At 67.1% G+C, this 16,385-nt stretch carries 17 protein-coding genes; 14 read left to right on the top strand and 3 right to left on the bottom strand.

Going from position 1 to position 16,385, the window contains the following annotated elements; translation table 11 throughout:
* Positions 1 to 247: 247 nt before the first annotated feature.
* The gene (locus BPODLACK_RS23790) at positions 248 to 370 is read left to right on the top strand and encodes a hypothetical protein (protein ID WP_268895971.1); all 123 of its coding nucleotides are present in this window, start codon (positions 248 to 250) and stop codon (positions 368 to 370) included.
* Here the strand turns inward: BPODLACK_RS23790 and BPODLACK_RS15980 are convergent.
* Entirely contained in the window at positions 367 to 1,350 is a 984-nt protein-coding gene (locus BPODLACK_RS15980; protein WP_159405659.1) for a glycoside hydrolase family 43 protein, read from the bottom strand. The two genes, BPODLACK_RS23790 and BPODLACK_RS15980, sit on opposite strands and share 4 nt — an antisense overlap.
* A 221-nt stretch (positions 1,351 to 1,571) precedes the next feature.
* On the opposite strand from BPODLACK_RS15980, the gene BPODLACK_RS15975 reads away from it, so the two are divergent.
* Positions 1,572 to 3,191 carry a DUF222 domain-containing protein gene (locus tag BPODLACK_RS15975; RefSeq protein ID WP_159405658.1) on the top strand — a complete coding sequence of 540 codons (1,620 nt, stop codon included), beginning with the start codon at positions 1,572 to 1,574 and terminating at the stop codon, positions 3,189 to 3,191.
* Positions 3,192 to 3,352: 161 nt separating this feature from the next.
* On the opposite strand, the gene BPODLACK_RS15970 is transcribed toward BPODLACK_RS15975, so the two are convergent.
* A complete protein-coding gene (locus tag BPODLACK_RS15970; RefSeq protein WP_159405657.1) occupies positions 3,353 to 4,309 on the bottom strand; it encodes a DUF1214 domain-containing protein in 957 nt (318 codons plus the stop codon).
* A 286-nt stretch (positions 4,310 to 4,595) separates the two neighbouring features.
* On the opposite strand from BPODLACK_RS15970, the gene BPODLACK_RS15965 reads away from it, so the two are divergent.
* From BPODLACK_RS15965 to BPODLACK_RS15955, 3 genes are read left to right on the top strand one after another with little or no spacing between them, the layout of a single operon-like run.
* On the top strand, positions 4,596 to 5,543 hold the full coding sequence (locus tag BPODLACK_RS15965) for a phosphate/phosphite/phosphonate ABC transporter substrate-binding protein (RefSeq protein WP_159405656.1): 948 nt from the start codon (positions 4,596 to 4,598) through the stop codon (positions 5,541 to 5,543).
* 25 nt (positions 5,544 to 5,568) lie between these two features.
* Entirely contained in the window at positions 5,569 to 6,402 is an 834-nt protein-coding gene (gene phnC, locus BPODLACK_RS15960) for a phosphonate ABC transporter ATP-binding protein (protein WP_201450624.1), read from the top strand.
* Positions 6,396 to 8,120: a PhnE/PtxC family ABC transporter permease gene (locus BPODLACK_RS15955; RefSeq protein WP_159405655.1), complete on the top strand. Its 1,725-nt coding sequence runs from the start codon at positions 6,396 to 6,398 to the stop codon at positions 8,118 to 8,120. Before phnC ends, BPODLACK_RS15955 begins: the two co-directional genes overlap by 7 nt.
* Before the next feature lie 53 nt (positions 8,121 to 8,173).
* On the opposite strand, the gene phnF is transcribed toward BPODLACK_RS15955, so the two are convergent.
* Positions 8,174 to 8,902, bottom strand: a complete 729-nt coding sequence (gene phnF, locus BPODLACK_RS15950; protein ID WP_236577690.1) for a phosphonate metabolism transcriptional regulator PhnF — start codon at positions 8,900 to 8,902, stop codon at positions 8,174 to 8,176.
* 207 nt (positions 8,903 to 9,109) lie between these two features.
* Between phnF and phnG the strand changes: the two genes are divergently transcribed.
* From phnG to phnN, 9 genes are read left to right on the top strand one after another with little or no spacing between them, the layout of a single operon-like run.
* A complete protein-coding gene (gene phnG, locus BPODLACK_RS15945) occupies positions 9,110 to 9,601 on the top strand; it encodes a phosphonate C-P lyase system protein PhnG (RefSeq protein ID WP_159405653.1) in 492 nt (163 codons plus the stop codon).
* A complete protein-coding gene (gene phnH, locus BPODLACK_RS15940) occupies positions 9,598 to 10,230 on the top strand; it encodes a phosphonate C-P lyase system protein PhnH (RefSeq protein WP_159405652.1) in 633 nt (210 codons plus the stop codon). The genes phnG and phnH overlap by 4 nt, the downstream gene beginning before the upstream one ends.
* A complete protein-coding gene (locus BPODLACK_RS15935; protein ID WP_159405651.1) occupies positions 10,230 to 11,351 on the top strand; it encodes a carbon-phosphorus lyase complex subunit PhnI in 1,122 nt (373 codons plus the stop codon). Before phnH ends, BPODLACK_RS15935 begins: the two co-directional genes overlap by 1 nt.
* A complete protein-coding gene (locus BPODLACK_RS15930; protein ID WP_159405650.1) occupies positions 11,348 to 12,208 on the top strand; it encodes an alpha-D-ribose 1-methylphosphonate 5-phosphate C-P-lyase PhnJ in 861 nt (286 codons plus the stop codon). Before BPODLACK_RS15935 ends, BPODLACK_RS15930 begins: the two co-directional genes overlap by 4 nt.
* Positions 12,205 to 12,984 (top strand): phosphonate C-P lyase system protein PhnK, encoded by a 780-nt coding sequence (gene phnK / locus BPODLACK_RS15925; RefSeq protein WP_159405649.1) that lies wholly within the window; start codon positions 12,205 to 12,207, stop codon positions 12,982 to 12,984. Before BPODLACK_RS15930 ends, phnK begins: the two co-directional genes overlap by 4 nt.
* Positions 12,981 to 13,781 carry a phosphonate C-P lyase system protein PhnL gene (gene phnL / locus BPODLACK_RS15920; RefSeq protein ID WP_236577689.1) on the top strand — a complete coding sequence of 267 codons (801 nt, stop codon included), beginning with the start codon at positions 12,981 to 12,983 and terminating at the stop codon, positions 13,779 to 13,781. The genes phnK and phnL overlap by 4 nt, the downstream gene beginning before the upstream one ends.
* A complete protein-coding gene (locus BPODLACK_RS15915) occupies positions 13,778 to 14,602 on the top strand; it encodes a DUF1045 domain-containing protein (protein ID WP_159405648.1) in 825 nt (274 codons plus the stop codon). The genes phnL and BPODLACK_RS15915 overlap by 4 nt, the downstream gene beginning before the upstream one ends.
* Positions 14,599 to 15,777 (top strand): alpha-D-ribose 1-methylphosphonate 5-triphosphate diphosphatase, encoded by a 1,179-nt coding sequence (locus tag BPODLACK_RS15910; RefSeq protein WP_159405647.1) that lies wholly within the window; start codon positions 14,599 to 14,601, stop codon positions 15,775 to 15,777. Before BPODLACK_RS15915 ends, BPODLACK_RS15910 begins: the two co-directional genes overlap by 4 nt.
* Positions 15,774 to 16,340: a phosphonate metabolism protein/1,5-bisphosphokinase (PRPP-forming) PhnN gene (gene phnN, locus BPODLACK_RS15905; protein WP_159405646.1), complete on the top strand. Its 567-nt coding sequence runs from the start codon at positions 15,774 to 15,776 to the stop codon at positions 16,338 to 16,340. The genes BPODLACK_RS15910 and phnN overlap by 4 nt, the downstream gene beginning before the upstream one ends.
* The last annotated feature ends 45 nt before the right edge of the window (positions 16,341 to 16,385 follow it).

Below are 16,385 nucleotides of genomic sequence, written 5' to 3'. Positions count from 1 at the left end.
GACGGGGAACGCGACGGTTCATGCACTCCTGCCACTGACCCGCAACAGCGCGTGGCGCATGCGATCTGACATGTCGCTCAAGATCGCCGAATCCTCGTCCCCGAGGGCGGTCGACGCGCGGACCTCGTCATCGGCCAACTCCGGCGCGGCGTCACGTTTACGTCCTCGCGTCGATGGCCGTGCCGTTTCTGCTGCCGGCTCGCTACTCCGCCGGCACCGAGTGGCTCCTCCCGGCCGTCGAGGGGCGATGCTGCTGACGCTCATCGTCGTCGATCCCGGCCGTAATCCGCGGCGCCATCCGGATCTCGCGTTCCCCAGCATCTCGACCCGGCCTGGCGCGAACGCCGTGAACCTGCTCGGGCAGGGTTAGACCGGTTCTCGGACCACGCCGAAGTGACGAACAGATCCGGAGAGTCCGGGGAGCTCCTTCAACGGCGTCCAGGTCCGCAGCCCGTCGCCACTGTCGGAGTAGAAGTACCGGCGGTCCCGATAGGCGTCGACATAGAGCCGCCAGTTGCCGTTCGGCAGCTGGACCACGGCAGACCCCTCGACCAGGCGACCCCACGGACCCGGGGCGACGAATCGGTACGGCCCCACCAGCGACCCGGATACCGCGTGTTCGATGACCTTCTTGGTCTCGTTCTTGGTGAACGCGTGATACGTCGCCCCGACCTTCACGACAGTGGTGTCGATACGGTCCGCCCCGAGGCCGAGGATCGGAACCGGTGGACTCCACAACCGAAGTCCCGGATCGAGCGCGGTCATCAGATACGGAACGAATCCGCCACCCGTCGACATCGACAGGATCACGTTGACCCGGCCACCTTCGACGAACCACTCCGGCGCCCACGCCTTGGTGGTGAACGGCGACAACGACGGTCCGTCACTGGAGCCCGCCGATCCGAAACTCAGCGAGCCCGCCGACGACCCGGTGCCGTCACCCGTGCCGGGCAGGAAGGCACAGCACAACGGCACCGGGTAGTTGTGCATGAAGGTCCAGTTCACGCGGTCACGACTGCGCGCGAAGCCGATCGACGTCGAACCGGTGGTGTAGGTGACGTAGTACCAGCCGTCCGAACTCCGGAAGATACTCGGGTCACGCACCAGACCCGACGGTGGCTGGTAAGCCGACATGCGGATCGGCTGGAACCGGGTCGCGTCCGAGGACTGGTACACGTCCATGTGCTGGGCACTGGTGTTGGAGAACCCCACCATCGTGTACCGCCAGTTGTCCGGCGCCGCGTCTGCGGCACCCGGGGTGCCGGCCAGCAGCGCCGAGAGTGCAAGGACCGCGATCGCCAATGAGCCGACGCGGGACCGGCGAGTGAGGATTCGCTGGGGCAGCAACATTGAAGCAGTATCCGCGAAATCGACTGTGGTGTGAATGGCTTTCGCCGATACAACCACCGGCATTCGAGACACCCGGGATGCCATCGACGACCGGAGGCCCTTTACACCACACCTCCGACACTTCTAGTGCCGCCATCCGGCACCGAATTCTTCTGCACGGCACAGTAATTGCGTGTACAGTCGAACATGCATTCGAACCACGGATTCAGGAGGTGACCGTCATGACCGACATCGCATCTACTGATGTCGTCGACGAGCCCGCCCCTGCCGAGATGCCCGATTTGCTCGATGAACTCGACACGATCGTCGACAAGCTGCAGAACACCGGTTTCACCCGCCTGTCCGATGCCGAAGTCGATGACGCCGGCATGCGCATCGAACGGGCCATCGCCCGACTCACCTACACCGGCAACCAGCAGATCGTCGAAGCCGATCAGCGCGACCTGCCACGCAAGTCCGGCTACCGCAGCGTCATCGACTACATGAAACACCGACTCCGCATCGCCTACCCCGGCAAACGACTCAAACAGACCCGGGCCACCGCGACCTACCCCGACCTCACCACCGGTGAACCCCTCGAACCCACGCACCCGACGCTGGCCGGAGCGTTCGCCAATGGCCAAGTCGGTTCCGCGCACGTGCACGCCGTGATGGACGTGTTGGATCAGATTCCGCACGCCGTCGAGCACGACGTCAAGGTCGCCGCCGAACGCACCATGGCCGAACAAGCCGTCAACCTCACCCCCGAGCGGATCACTGACGTAGGTTCGCGACTACTGGCCCACCTCGACCCCGACGGCACCCTCACCGACGACACCGACCGCAAACGACGCCGCAAACTGTCGGTCAACCGGCAACGCGCCGACGGCACCGCCAAGATGACCGCCACCCTCACCCCCGAACTCCTCGCACGCATCACCATGCTGCTCGCCGTGTGGGCCAAACCCGGCATGAACAACCCGAACGATCCCGAATCACCCCACGGGTCGATCGAGGACGCCGATCCCGACGCGGTGGCGGCGGCGGCCGAACGCGATGACCGCACCCCGGCCCAGTTGAATCACGACGCCCTCAACGCCCTGCTGAAGGTGGTGTTCGAGGACGGACTACTGGGTAAGAGCCACCGCGGCCTTCCCGTGCAACTGATTGTCAAAGCCGATGTGAACGACCTCATCCGCGAAGCCGGGTTCGCCACCACCGCCACCGGCACCCTGATCCCGATCAAAGATCTCATCAACCTCGCCGCCGACGCCCAACCCTGGCTGGCCGTGTTCAAAGACGCCACCGCCGTACCGCTCTACTTCGGACGCGGCAAACGGCTGGCCACCCGCGAACAACGCCTCGCCTCCTTCGCCCGACCCGACGGCGACGTGTGCTCCACCCCCGACTGCGACCTATCCGCCACCCACGTGGAAATGCATCACGCCCAACTCGATTGGGGTCTGGGCGGACTCACCGACATCACCGACCTGACCCCGGCGTGCCCGAAACACAACCGCATGGTCAGCAACCGGCCCGGCGACTACACCACCCGTATGGTGCGGGAAGGACCCGATGAGGGTCGCTGCGCCTGGCGGCTCAACACCCAACCCGGCGCACCACCCAACCCCGAACGCATCAACCGGCGACCCGATATACCCCGCCGATTCATCGAGCACCTCCGACAGGTGCGTACCGAGATCCACGGACCCGACCCGGCGTCCGGCGATCAGCCACGCCTGGAGATCCGCGAAGTCATCGACCACCGACCGGAGCCGCCAATGCGCGGGCTGTCCGTCACTGAGCTGTCCCCCATCGAACTACAGCTCGCAGCCATCATCGGATTGAACACCAGACGCTGATACCACCACGGCGACGGGTCCACCAGCGGTCGAGGATCCTTGGCTCGCACCTCGTGCGATCGAAGTCGCTTGCGACACTGTTCTGTTCACGCGACTTCGATCGAAGTCGAACGGCCGCAACGACATCGCACGCGACGTCATTCCGGAGGGCGACCGACGGCTCAGGATTCGGCGACCGGCTTCAGCACCGGCGGAGTCCACGTGCCGTCGAGGACCTCGGGGCGCGGACGATACAGGCGGATGAGGTAGTTCCAGCCCCCGGGCGTCACGATCGCGTTGGGCGGGACGTCACCAGTGACGGCGGGGATGAACCGGACGGTGATCGATCCGTCGCCGTTGCGTACGCCGGTGACGCTGTTGACCGTGTACAGGTCCTTCTCGTTGGGCTCGAAGAACCCCGCCGCGTTGTAGACCGACACCGACCAGAAGGCGTCGACCGGGATGTCGGCGAAGACGAGTTCGTAGTGTCCGGGGCCGACGGCGGGGTCGACGCCGACATAGGTGGCCTCGGATGTCGGGAGCCCACCCCAGCCCGCCGCGCATCCGATGAGGTGGCGGACCGGGTCCACCTCGTCGCGGCTGCCGAAGGTGTGGTCGAAGGAGGTGAGCCCTTTCGCCAGCTCCAGCAGAGCATCTCGGGTCGCATCGAGACTTGCGGTGTCGTAGTCGGGGGACACGAACGGCTCCGACGAGCCCGGAAGGAGCGTCACCTGGTCCTGCAATCTCCCGACTTCGGCCACATCGACCACATCGGTCGGATCGACCAGAATCCGTACGGCGACCAGGACGTAGCGCGATCCGTACGTCTCCTGCGTCAGCGTGTGCTCGCCGGACGCGTGCAGAACGTCACCGACGTAGTGGTCCTCGTTCACGATCATCGCGGACACGTAGCGGTCACCGGCGTCGGGCAAGGTGAGCACCGCCGGCGCCGCGAGATCGGCGACGGCGAAGCTGTACAGGGTGTCCCGATTGAGCCGGATCACCGTCTGTTCGTCGATGGCGGCTGGTTCGCGATTGTGGCGGAACCTGCCCACCCCACCGGCGGCCAGCTGGATGTCGGCGAACATCCGATGCGTCTCCGCCCGAACGAAGTTGTCCACGTTGACATGGCCCGACATACGTTGTCTCCCTCAGTGAGTCCAGAGGAAAACAGTAGCGGGCGACACCGAATCCATCCCGCTTCGCCACTCAACGAAACCAACCTGTCTACACAACTAGACATGTTCCGGGCGCCTTCACCCAGATGACAGGTGCGGGTCGACAACCGTTCATCGGGCCATCGAACCCTGATGGCGTGCCCGGAAGGCGGCTCGCGCACCTGCTGCTCACAGCCGCATCTCCGCCACATGGATTCCCCCGACCGCCCTGGTCGTAGCCATCCCACCGCCTCGAAAGGCCTCCATCATGCGCGCCCCCAGCATCAAGACCCTGCTGTCCGTCGCCGTCGCCGGCGCACTTTCCGCCGCCGCACTGACCGGTTGTTCGTCCACCGACTCCGCCTCCAGCGGCTGGGCCAAGGCCCCCGAGACCCTGGTCTTCGCCGCGGTCCCGGACAAGGCCGGCTCGGATGCCAACTGGAAGCCGATGCAGAACTACCTCGCCAAGACCACCGGTTACGAGGTCGAGTACTACCCCACGAGTGACTACACCGCGTTGGTCGCGGCACTCGTCGCAGGTAAGGCAGACGTCGGCGTCATGGGCGGCCTCCAGTACGTGATGGCCACCAACAAGGGTGCCGAGATCGAACCGGTCGCCGCGGGCCTCACTTCACCGGACGCCGAGGACGCCGGGTACTTCTCGGAGGCCATCGTCGCGGCTGACTCGCCGATCGCCTCGCTGGCCGACGCCAAGGGCAAGTCGGTCTGCTTCGTCGACCCGAATTCGACCTCCGGCTTCCTCTTCGGGCTCAACGCCCTGTCCAAGGCGGGACTCGATGTGACGTCGACGGGCCAAGATGCCAACGGCCGACCCACCTTCGACGACTTCACTCCGTTCTTCGCCGGCAGCCACGACAAGTCTGCCCAGGCAGTGGCTTCCAAGCAGTGCGACCTGGGATTCGCCGAGGACACCGTGGCCGCCGAAGGCGTCAAGAAGGGTCAGCTCAAGGTGATCAACCGCGAGTACGTGCCCGGCGGCCCGTTCACCGTCTCCTCCGCATTGCCGGCCGACGCGAAGACCAAGGTCACCGACGCATTGCGCGGTGCCACGGTGGAAGCCATCACCGCGTCGGGGGTCCCGATGACCGACGGTTTCACGTCCAACTACTTCGGCGTACTCCCGGTGGACAAGCAGTACTTCACCCCGATCAGCGATCTCTGCACGAACATCGCCGCCGCGAAGTGCGCGTCCTGACCCGCTGAGTCGAAGGATCACGACCATGACCAACACGACGATCTCACCCACTGCGATCACGACGACGGTTGCACCACTCATCGAAGTGAACGGGGTCTGCAAGGATTTCGGCGCCACCCGCGCCCTGCACGACATCAACCTCACGGTCGCACGCGGTGAGATCGTCGTGTTGCTCGGCTTGTCCGGGTCCGGCAAGTCGACCCTGCTCCGCCATCTGGACGGGCTCGACTCACCCACATCGGGAGCCGTATCGGTACTGAGCCGCACCCTCACCGGGAGCTCCTCGAGAGAGTTGCGCGCGCTGCGTGGCCGGATCGGGATGATTTTCCAGCAGTTCGAACTGGTCGGCCCGCTCACCGTCCTGGAGAACGTGCTCACCGGGGCGCTCGCGCAGCTGCGCGGTCCGCGCCTGGGACTGTGGACTTATCCGAAGTCCCTGCGGCGCAAGGCTCTCGGTCATCTCGATCGAGTCGGTCTGCTGCACAAGGCATATGAACGTGCCGACCAGCTGTCCGGCGGGCAGCAGCAGCGCGTCGCGATCGCGCGGGCACTGATGCAGGATCCCGAGATCCTGCTCGCCGACGAACCCGTGGCCAGCCTGGATCCCGACTCCAGCGCACAGGTCATGGCACTCATCCGGGAGATCGCCGCAGATCGCGGACTGACGGTCGTCTGCAGTCTCCATCAGGTCGAACTCGCTCTCGAGTGGGCCGACAGGGTGGTCGGACTGCGGGCGGGAGAGGTCGTCCTGGACACGCCGACTGCCGAGTTGAGCCGCGAGCGGGCCATGACGATCTATCGCCAGGTCGGCGCCGAAACCGGTGAGCACGACCTCCGCATCCGGAGCGGCACGTGGTGACCGTCCTCGAGACCGCTCCGCCAGAACCGGAGCAGTCGGCACCCAGGCCGCCACGGCGGACCGGGCGCACCGCCGGCACGGTCGTGATACTCGGTATGCTGGCTTTCGGGGTCTATTCGCTGAGCACTCTCGACTTCTCCTGGGCCAACATCGTGTCGAGCATCGACAATGCCCGCAAGGTGTTCACGCTGATGGACCCGATCAGCCTGCCGGCCTGGGGTGAGCTCGCATATCTCATCGGGCTGACCTTGGGGATCGTGATCCTCGGGACGGTGATCGCCGCGATCATCTCCGTTCCGGTGGCCTGGGTGTCGGCGTCGAACACCACCCCGTCCACCACGTTGCGCTGGGTGGGCCGGACCAATGGTGTGCTCACCCGCTCGGTGCCCGATGTCGTTCTCGCGTTGGCATTTTCGCTTGCTTTCGTATTGGGGAGTCCGCTGCCCGGTGTGCTGGCGATCGGCATCCACTCGATCGGCATGATCTCCAAGATGTTCGCCGATGCGATCGAACAGATCGACGACGGCCCCCGGCTGGCGATCCGGGCGGCGGGAGGCAGTCGCGCACAGGAGTTCTGGTCGGGCGTCTTCCCTCAGGTGCTGCCGTCATGGATCGCGACGACCCTGCACCGCTTCGACATCAACCTGCGAGGTTCGGCGATCCTCGGCTACGCGGGCGTCGGCGGACTCGGCTATGCGATGAAGATCGCGTTCGAGCAGTTTCCGCAGGGCTACGGACGCGGTCTCGGGATCGCCGGGGTCATCTTCGTGTTGTGCGTCGTGTGCGAGATCATCTCCTCGACCATCCGGCGCAACCTCCTCGGCGTGGAACCTCGCGGTCGCCGGCTGGGTGACCGCGCCGTACGACTCGTCACCCGCGGCCGGCCGCGTCGCACCTCCACCGACGCCCCCTCCACCATCGCGATGACCGTGGACTCCATGACGCGTCAGCCGTGGACGCGACGACGAATCCGCAACTGCGCCTGGACCGTCGGCGCGATCATGCTCGTGATCTCCAGCTACTGGATGGCCGACATCGACTTCGCCGACGTCAACTGGTCCCACATGTGGCCGTCGATCGCGAGTTTCTGGCCGCCCAACACCGGTTCGTACACCTTCGGCGAGTTCGCCGAGGCACTGCTGGTGACCGTGCAGGTCGCGTTCGCCGCGGCATTGCTGTCGCTCGTCGTCTCGCTTGTCGTCGGGTCCCTCGCGGCCCGCAACATCGCCCCCAATCCGGCTGTGCGCGGAACATTCCGGGTGCTGCTGGTGATGTTCCGCGGGATACCCGAACTGGTGCTCGCGATCTTCCTGATCATGATTACCGGGCTCGGCAATCAGGCCGGTGTGGTGGCACTCGCCGTCGGCGGCATCGGACTTCTCGGCAAGCTGATCGCCGACTCCTGCGAGGAGGTGTCCCCCGGCCCTGAACGCGCCCTGACCGCAACCGGCGCGGCACGCGGCCAGCGCTACCTCGCGGCCACCTGGCCGCAGGCCCTGCCCTCGATGATCGGCAACACCCTGTACCTGGTGGACTCGAACATCCGGGCCGCGACCATCCTCGGCATCGTCGGTGGCAGCGGCATCGGCTTCTACCTGATGAACGCCTCGACCTTGTCGTCGACGCACGGTCAGGTGACCACGCTGGTGATGATGATGGTCGTCACCGTTCTCATCGTGGAGGGCCTCGCCGCCTGGCTACGGCGGGTGTTCCGCTGACCGGTCAGATCAGGGTCGGACCATGCCCGGCGGGGCGTACCCCGGGCGGTGCCTCACCGCCCGGGGTCGACGTCGAGTTCGACCCGGTCCGCCGGGAAACGTGTGACAGCCAGTTGCAGCGGTGTGCCGTCCGGCAGCTGGTCGAGCCCTTCGACCGCCAAAACCACTGCACCCTCGAGCAATTGCAGATCGGCGACCTCGCTCGTCGTCGCATGGCGGGCCGCGATCGTCGTCGCACCGCGCACGTAGTCGTCGATCCCCTCGGCGCGCAGCGCCCCGGTCACGGACCCTTCGGCCTCGAAACGCCCGGCGAGACCGGGTACGCGTTCGGCGTCGAACCAATTGGTGCTCAACGAGATCGGGAGACCGTCGACGGCGCGGACGATCTCCAGGCGCAGCGCCGGGCGGTCGTCGAGACCCAGTCGCGCCGCGACGGATGCCGGCGCGGGCACGGTCTCGGCGTCGAGTAGGCGCACAGTCGCACCCTTGGCCCGGCCACCGAGACTGTCGCTGAGACGCGTCCTCAGGCCGATCCGGTGGACCAGGACCTCGTGTTCGGCGACGAAGGTTCCGCTACCGCGCCGCGCGACGACCAGGCGGTCTGACGCGAGCGCGGCCACCGCCTGCCGCACGGTGTTGCGATTGACACCGAAACGACTCGCGAGCTGCGACTCCGACGGCAGCCGAGTGCCGGGCGGCAGTCCGCCGTCGACGATCTCGCCCCGAAGCTCGTCGGCGATGAGGCGCCACGTCGAGTAGCCACTGGGAGACCTGCTGTGCATGACCATGATGATCCCGAATGTACCGCCTGCGCAGGGGCTCGAAGCCGTTCACCAAGTGTTCACCGCACGGCGACCGCACCGCCATCCCACGTCACCGAGTTGGTGGCCGACACCGGCCACCATCAAGTTGTCTACTGATCTAGACAACTACTGCAGGACCGCTCCACCCCCCACCGACTCTCACCGATTCAACACACCGGAGGACCGATGACTGCGACGACACCTCGCACCGACGCGGACCCCGCGCTCACCCCGCGACAGAACTGGATGCACACTCTGGCATCGGCGCCCCCAGCCGAGGTGGACACCGCGTGGCAACAGTGGGAACCCAAACCCACCGTGCAGCAGATCCGCGGCCCCGAGGCCGGCCTGCTGATGCTCCGCGCCCGGATCGACTCGGTCGGCAACCGTTTCAACCTCGGTGAGGCCACGGTGACCCGCGCAACGGTCCGCCTCAGCGGGGGACCGCTGACCGCCGACGCCGTGGGCTCGGCCTACATCCTGGGCACCGACCTCGACCATGCCCGTGCCGCCGCATGTTTCGACGCTCTCCTCTGCGACGACACCCAGCGTCCACGGGTTCTCGCCGAGGTCATCGAACCGATGCGGAAGGCAGCCGAAGAGCGCGACACCACCCGCCGCGCCGAAGCCCGCAGCACACTCGTGGACTTCTTCAACATCTCCAGGGAGCACGAATGACCCCCACACCGCCGACCGTCTCCGCGGACACTCTCGTTCCCGCACCCGGTTTCGACGATCCGACCAGGGAATCCCAGGCGGCGTTCCGCGCCGTACTCGACGCCCTGGCACATCCCGGACGGCGATTCCCCGTCGCCGGCACACCTGCGGCCCCGCTGCCCCTCGGTCCCGCACTGGGGGCGCTCGCCCTGACCCTCCTCGACGACGACTGCACCGTCTGGCTCGCACCGGAACTGTCCTCGACACCGACGATCCGCACCTGGCTGACCTTCCACACCGGTGTCCGGCTGATCGACGACCCCGCCGAAGCCCAGTTCATCCTCGCCACCGATCCCGCGTCGATCCCGCGCCTCGACACCCTCGACGCCGGTACCGACGAGGCGCCACATCAGTCGGCGACAGTCCTGCTCGCCGTCCCCGCCGACGCACCGACGACCCGTTTCGCCGGACGCGGGCCGGGCATCGAGACCGCCCAGGCCGTCGAGGTGCCGACTGGGTTCGACGATTTCGCCGCGCAGTGGCACCGCAACACGACCCTCTTCCCCCGCGGCGTCGACCTCGTGCTCGTCACCGGGAACACCGTGGCCGGGCTGCCTCGCACGACTCGACTCGACCCCCAGGAGGTCTGATGTATGTAGCGGTGAAAGGCGGTGAACGCGCCATCGCCAACGCCCATGCCCTGCTGGCCAAGCAAGGACGCGGCGACGCCGGCCGGCCCGCGCTCGAGCCCGCCCAGATCGCCGATCAACTCGGCGTCCTGGTCTCCCGGGTGATGAGCGAGGGGTCGCTCTACGACCCCGAACTCGCGGGCCGCGCCATCGTGCAGGCCCAGGGCGATGCACTCGAGGCCATCACCCTGGTCCGGTCCTACCGGACCACTCTCCCCCGGTTCGGCTATTCCGAACCCGTCGACACCGCTTCCCTGCCGCCACAGCGTCGGGTGTCGGCCACGTTCAAGGATCTGCCCGGCGGGCAGCAGCTCGGCGCAACCTTCGACTACACGCATCGGTTGTTCATCGATCGCGACACCGACGGTCCGGAGGCGGCGACGCTCACCGAGGACGTCCACATGCCCCGGGTCACCGATCTTCTCGCCGGGGGCGACCTCATCGAGGACGCCGATCCGGACCCGCACGACCCCGAACCCGTGGACATCACCCGCGATCCGACCACGTTCCCGATGTCCCGAGCCGGTCGTCTGCAGGCCCTCGCACGCGGCGACGAAGGGTTCCTGCTGTCGCTGGGCTATTCCACTCAGCGCGGGTACGGCCGGACGCACCCATTCGCCGGCGAGATCCGCGTCGGCGAGGTCGAGGTCGAATTCGTCGCGCCCGAACTGGGATTCGCGGTTCCGCTGGGTCGTGTCGAGATCACCGAATGTCAGATGATCAACCAGTTCACCGGAAGTGCCGATTCACCCGCCCAGTTCACCCGTGGTTACGGACTGGCATTCGGTCGAGGTGAACGCAAGGCCATGTCGATGTCGCTGGTCGACCGGGCCCTGCGGACCGACGAGTTCGCCGAACGCATCGTCGCGCCCGCTCAGGACGAGGAGTTCGTCATCAGTCACGCCGACAACGTGGCCGCGACGGGCTTCGTCGAGCATCTGAAACTCCCGCACTACGTGGACTTCCAGGCCGAGCTCGTCCTCGTCCGGCAGCTCCACGACGACTTCCGCCGTCGGGTGGCGCGCGTCGCCGACGACCCGGCCGACACATCCACCCGTGAGCTCGACCCGGAGGCATCATGAGCGTCACATCCATCGGCTACAACATCGGCTATCTGGATGAACAGACCAAGCGGATGATTCGTCGTTCGCTGTTGAAAGCGGTTGCCGTGCCGGGCTTCCAGGTCCCGTTCGCCTCGCGAGAGGTGCCGATGCCGCGTGGCTGGGGCACCGGCGGCGTCCAGGTGACCGCGGCGGTTCTCGGCGGCGACGACGTGTTGAAGGTCATCGACCAGGGTGCCGACGACACCACCAATGCGGTATCCATCCGGACCTTCTTCGCCGAGGTGTCCGGCGTCGCCACCACCACCGTCACCGAGGACGCCACGGTCATCCAGACCCGGCACCGCATCCCCGAGACCCCGTTGCGCGCCGGACAGATCCTCGTCTACCAGGTGCCCATCCCCGAGCCGCTGCGGTTCCTCGAGCCCCGGGAAACCGAGACCAGCAGGCTTCATGCCCTAGAGGACTACGGGCTGATGTACGTCAAGCTCTACGAGGACATCGCCTCCTTCGGGCACATCGCCACCACCTACGACTACCCGGTACTGGTCAACGGCCGATATCTCATGTCGCCCTCGCCGATTCCCAGCTTCGACAATCCCAAGATGCACATGAACCCGGCGCTGCAGCTCTTCGGCGCCGGCCGCGAGAAGCGGATCTACGCCGTCCCGCCGTTCACCTCGGTGGAGAGCCTGGGCTTCGAGGACCATCCGTTCGAACCGCAACGTTTCGACCGGCCGTGCGCCATCTGCGGATCCGTCGGGGTCTACCTCGACGAGGTGATCACCGACGACTCCGGCACCGCCATGTTCGTGTGCTCCGACACCGATCACTGTGAACGCAACGCCATCCGAACCGACGAGGAGGTCGGAGCATGAACGACGACGCACCCCTGTTGACCGTCCGCGGGGCCGGGCATCGCTACGGACATCGGTATGGTTGCCGCGACGTCGATTTCGACCTGTGGCCGGGCGAGGTCCTGGCCGTCGTCGGCGAATCGGGCTCGGGCAAGTCGACGTTGCTCGGCACGCTGTCGCAGCGACTGTCGCTGTCGGAGGGCGAGATCCACTATCGTCTGGCCGACGGCGAGGTCGTCGACCTCGCCGCGCTCAGCGAGAGCGCGGTACGGCACCTGTGGCGCACCGAATGGGGCTTCGTCCATCAGAACCCCGCCGACGGCCTGCGCATGCACGTCAGCGCCGGCGGCAACATCGGGGAACCGCTCATGGCCACCGGGCACCGCCACTACGGCCGGATCCGGCACACCGCGGCCCAGTGGCTGGAACGGGTGGAGATCCCCGTGGACCGCATCGACGACGCGCCGGCCGACTTCTCCGGCGGGATGCGCCAGCGTCTGCAGATCGCCCGCAATCTGGTCGTCGCCCCGCGGTTGGTGTTCATGGACGAACCGACCAGCGGTCTCGACGTCTCCGTGCAGGCCCGGTTGCTGGACCTGCTCCGCCGGCTCGTCGCCGATCTCGGGCTGGCCGTCGTGATCGTGACGCACGATCTGGCGGTCGCACGGTTGCTGTCGCATCGCACGGTGGTCATGAAGGACGGCCGCGTCGTCGAATCAGGGCTCACCGACCGCGTTCTCGACGACCCCCATGCTCCTTACACCCAACTCCTCGTCTCGTCGATCCTGCAAGGATGACCATGCTCCCCACCACCGAAAGCCGTTCCTCGGCAACGTCTTCGGACCCATCCGGACGCGGCGTCGCCGTTCTCGACGTGTCCGGAGTCGACAAACGATTCGTCATGCATCTGCAGGGCGGGGTCGAGCTCCCGGTGCTGACCGGACTCGAATTCCAGGTGTTCGCCGGCGAATGTGTCGTCCTCGACGGTGCGTCCGGTGCCGGCAAGAGTTCGATCCTGAAGATGGTCTACGGCAACTACGGCGTGGACCGCGGCCGGATCGTGCTGCACACCGGTCGGGGAACCGTGGATCTCGCCGGGGTCGACCCCCGCGAGATCCTCACCGCGCGACGTGATCAGGTCGGCTACGTCAGCCAGTTCCTGCGCTGCGTCCCGCGGGTCCCGACCCTCCAGGTCGTCGCCGAACCGCTCCTCGAGCGCGGCGTCGACGCCACCGTCGCCGAAGAGCGGGCCGCCGCTCTGTTGACCCGTCTCAGCATCCCCGAACGTCTCTGGGGATTGCCGCCGGCCACCTTCTCCGGCGGCGAACAGCAACGGGTCAACATCGCGCGCGGGTTCCTCCCGGACCTGCCGTTGCTCCTCCTCGACGAGCCGACGGCATCCCTGGATGCCCACAACCGCGACGTGGTGATCGACCTGCTCCGCGAGAAGTGTTCCCGCGGAACCGCAATGCTCGGCATCTTCCATGACGCACACGTCCGTGAAGCCGTCGCCGACCGACTGATCGACGTCGCCTCCTTCACCCCGCCAGCGGGCGGTGTCGGTTCGTCACCGATCGCGGGTACCGCGAGATGACCGTGTGGCGTGCCGCGGTCTACGCGGCACCGGGATTCGGCCGGGGGTCCTCGGAGGCCGACGCGCGCGCGGCCCGGCTCCGGGAACATGCCGAGAAGTGGCTGGGTCGCGCGATCGACGGCCGCGCCGTACCGCCGTGTGCGCCCAGCGGGTGGGTGCGCGACGAGGTCGACGCGATCACCGTCGCCGCACGTTCGTACGGTTTCCACGGGACACTGAAGCCGCCGTTCCGTCTCGCCGCCGGCCGGTCGCTGGACGAGTTGGCCTGCGCGGTGGCCGATCTGGCGGCACGCACCCCGGCCGTGTCGATCCCTCGTCTGCGTCTGGGCCGGCTCGAATCGTTCTTCGCGCTGGTTCCGGGGGTCGATGACCAGCCGTTGCGCTCGGTGGCCGACGCAGTCGTCACCGGTCTCGACACGTTCCGTGCGCCGTTGACCGACGAGGATCGTGCGCGCCGAAACCCCGACGCGCTGACGCCGAGACAACGAGAGCTCCTCGAGCGCTGGGGTTATCCGTACGTACTGGACGAGTTCCGCTTCCACCTCACGCTTACCGACCGGATTCCCGACGACCGGCGGTCGGAAGTCGGTGGGGTGTTGCAGTCGTGGTTCGCCGATGTACTCGGCCACGACATCCCCCTCGACGTGTTGACGGTGCTGATCCAGGAGACACCGGGCGCACCGTTTCGTCTTCATTCGGTTCATCCCATGACCTTCGGGACGGCACGGCCGGAACCCGTCGCACCTGCATCCCGTCATCCCGGCGCGAGCGCCCAGACAGCCCAGACAGCCCAGACAGCCCAGAGAGGAATCACACGATGAGCAGCGAAACGGTCCTCTCCAACGCCCGGATCGTCCTCGACGATCAGATCCTGCACGGCAGCGTTCTGATCCGGGACGGCGTGATCGCCGACATCAGTCCGCAGCGCTCCGCTCCGTCGGCCGGAGAAGACCTCGACGGCGACTACCTGATTCCCGGTGTGGTCGAGGTCCACACCGATCACCTCGAGTACCACTTCGCACCGCGACCGGGTGTCTTCTGGGATCCGTTGCCCGCGGTGCTGGCCCACGACGCCCAGATGGCCGCGGCCGGCGCCACCACGGTCCTCGACGCCGTCCGCATCGGTTCCGAGTCGGAGTCGGCCGACCGGGCCGCGACCGCCGCGCATCGCCTCGCCGATGCGGTGACGCAGGCGGCCGACGCCGGGCTGCTGCGTGCCGACCACGCGATCCATCTCCGCTGCGAGGTGTCGGCCGCCGACTGCGTCGATGCCTTCAGCCGATTCGCCGACGACCCCCACGTCCGACTCGCCTCGTTGATGGACCATGCGCCGGGGCAGCGACAGTTCGCCGATGTCGAGCAGTTCAAGAAGTACTACTCGGGCAAGCATCTGATCGCACTCGAGGACATGGACAGCTACATCGCCGAACGGGTCGAACAGTCCGAGCGATATGCCGACCTGAACCGGAAGACGATCGCCACACTCGCGGCCGAACGGGGGATCACGCTCGCCGCACACGACGACGCCACCGTCGAACACGTCGAGGAGTCGATCGGCCTGGGAGTGCACATCTCCGAGTTCCCGACCACGATCGTCGCGGCCGAGAGTGCCACCCGCCACGGTCTCCGGGTGGTGATGGGGGCTCCCAACATCGCGCGCGGTGGAAGCCAGTCCGGCAACGTGGCCGCCAGCGACCTCCTGGAACGCGGGCTTCTGCACATCCTGTCGTCGGACTACGTACCGGCGAGCCCACTGCAGGCGGTGTTCCAGCTCGCCGCCGAGGGCTCGCTCGACCTGGTGGCGGGCGTGAAACTGGTGAGCGGCAACCCCGCACGCGCCGTCGGCTTCGACGACCGCGGCGAGATCGCGGTGAACAAGCGTGCCGATCTGGTGCGGGTGCGTCCGCATTCGTCGTCGCCCACGCCACGTCATCCCCGCGGCGTGGACGTCCCCGTCGTCCGAGGCGTCTACCGAGCCGGGACCCGCGTGACGTGAGCACGCCACTCGGTCCCGGCGCGTTCGTCGCGGTGGTGGGCGCCAGCGGCGTCGGCAAGGACTCGCTGATGGACTACGCCACCGAGCGCTGCGACGCGTATTTTCCGCGGCGGGTGATCACCCGGCCCGCCGGCCCCGGCGAGGATCATCGGCCGGTCACCGACGCGGAGTTCGACGCAGCCTGTGCACGTCGAGACTTCGCGGCGCACTGGGTGGCGCATGGCCTGCGCTACGGGATTCCGGCCGATATCGACGACACGGTGCGGAGCGGCCGGGTCGCGGTGGTGAACGTTTCGCGATCCGTCATCGACGAGTTGGCGACCAGGTACGCGCGGCTGGTGGTCGTCCGGGTGACCGTCTCCGACGACGTCCGGGAGCGCCGCCTGCGGGGTCGAGGACGAGAGTCCGATAGCGACGTGACGGCGCGCCTGTCCCGTCCCGACCCGGCGCCACATCGTCCGGGCGACGTCGTCATCGTCAACGACGGCTCGGTGGCCGACGGAGGTGAGCAGTTGGTTCGCGTTCTCCGAACGCTGGGGGCGAAATCCGTGTCGAGGCTGTGATCCGTACCGGAACTTCACCATCCTGCTGCGGGTATACGGCCGTCG

It is taken from the genome of Gordonia sp. YY1 (assembly GCF_009872315.1).
Taxonomy (GTDB): Bacteria; Actinomycetota; Actinomycetes; order Mycobacteriales; family Mycobacteriaceae; genus Gordonia; species Gordonia amicalis.
The sequence above is the reverse complement of the archived record's forward strand: the minus strand, read 5'-3'. Positions and strand labels throughout refer to the sequence as shown.

Excerpts from the sequence above, each read along its gene's own strand:
- BPODLACK_RS23790 (WP_268895971.1), top strand. The coding sequence starts at position 248 with ATGCTGCTGACGCTCATCGTCGTCGATCCCGGCCGTAATCCGCGGCGC.
- BPODLACK_RS15980 (WP_159405659.1), bottom strand. The coding sequence starts at position 1,350 with ATGTTGCTGCCCCAGCGAATCCTCACTCGCCGGTCCCGCGTCGGCTCA.
- BPODLACK_RS15975 (WP_159405658.1), top strand. The coding sequence starts at position 1,572 with ATGACCGACATCGCATCTACTGATGTCGTCGACGAGCCCGCCCCTGCC.
- BPODLACK_RS15970 (WP_159405657.1), bottom strand. The coding sequence starts at position 4,309 with ATGTCGGGCCATGTCAACGTGGACAACTTCGTTCGGGCGGAGACGCAT.
- BPODLACK_RS15965 (WP_159405656.1), top strand. The coding sequence starts at position 4,596 with ATGCGCGCCCCCAGCATCAAGACCCTGCTGTCCGTCGCCGTCGCCGGC.
- phnC (WP_201450624.1), top strand. The coding sequence starts at position 5,569 with ATGACCAACACGACGATCTCACCCACTGCGATCACGACGACGGTTGCA.
- phnF (WP_236577690.1), bottom strand. The coding sequence starts at position 8,902 with ATGCACAGCAGGTCTCCCAGTGGCTACTCGACGTGGCGCCTCATCGCC.
- phnG (WP_159405653.1), top strand. The coding sequence starts at position 9,110 with ATGACTGCGACGACACCTCGCACCGACGCGGACCCCGCGCTCACCCCG.
- phnH (WP_159405652.1), top strand. The coding sequence starts at position 9,598 with ATGACCCCCACACCGCCGACCGTCTCCGCGGACACTCTCGTTCCCGCA.
- BPODLACK_RS15935 (WP_159405651.1), top strand. The coding sequence starts at position 10,230 with ATGTATGTAGCGGTGAAAGGCGGTGAACGCGCCATCGCCAACGCCCAT.
- BPODLACK_RS15930 (WP_159405650.1), top strand. The coding sequence starts at position 11,348 with ATGAGCGTCACATCCATCGGCTACAACATCGGCTATCTGGATGAACAG.
- phnK (WP_159405649.1), top strand. The coding sequence starts at position 12,205 with ATGAACGACGACGCACCCCTGTTGACCGTCCGCGGGGCCGGGCATCGC.
- phnL (WP_236577689.1), top strand. The coding sequence starts at position 12,981 with ATGACCATGCTCCCCACCACCGAAAGCCGTTCCTCGGCAACGTCTTCG.
- BPODLACK_RS15915 (WP_159405648.1), top strand. The coding sequence starts at position 13,778 with ATGACCGTGTGGCGTGCCGCGGTCTACGCGGCACCGGGATTCGGCCGG.
- BPODLACK_RS15910 (WP_159405647.1), top strand. The coding sequence starts at position 14,599 with ATGAGCAGCGAAACGGTCCTCTCCAACGCCCGGATCGTCCTCGACGAT.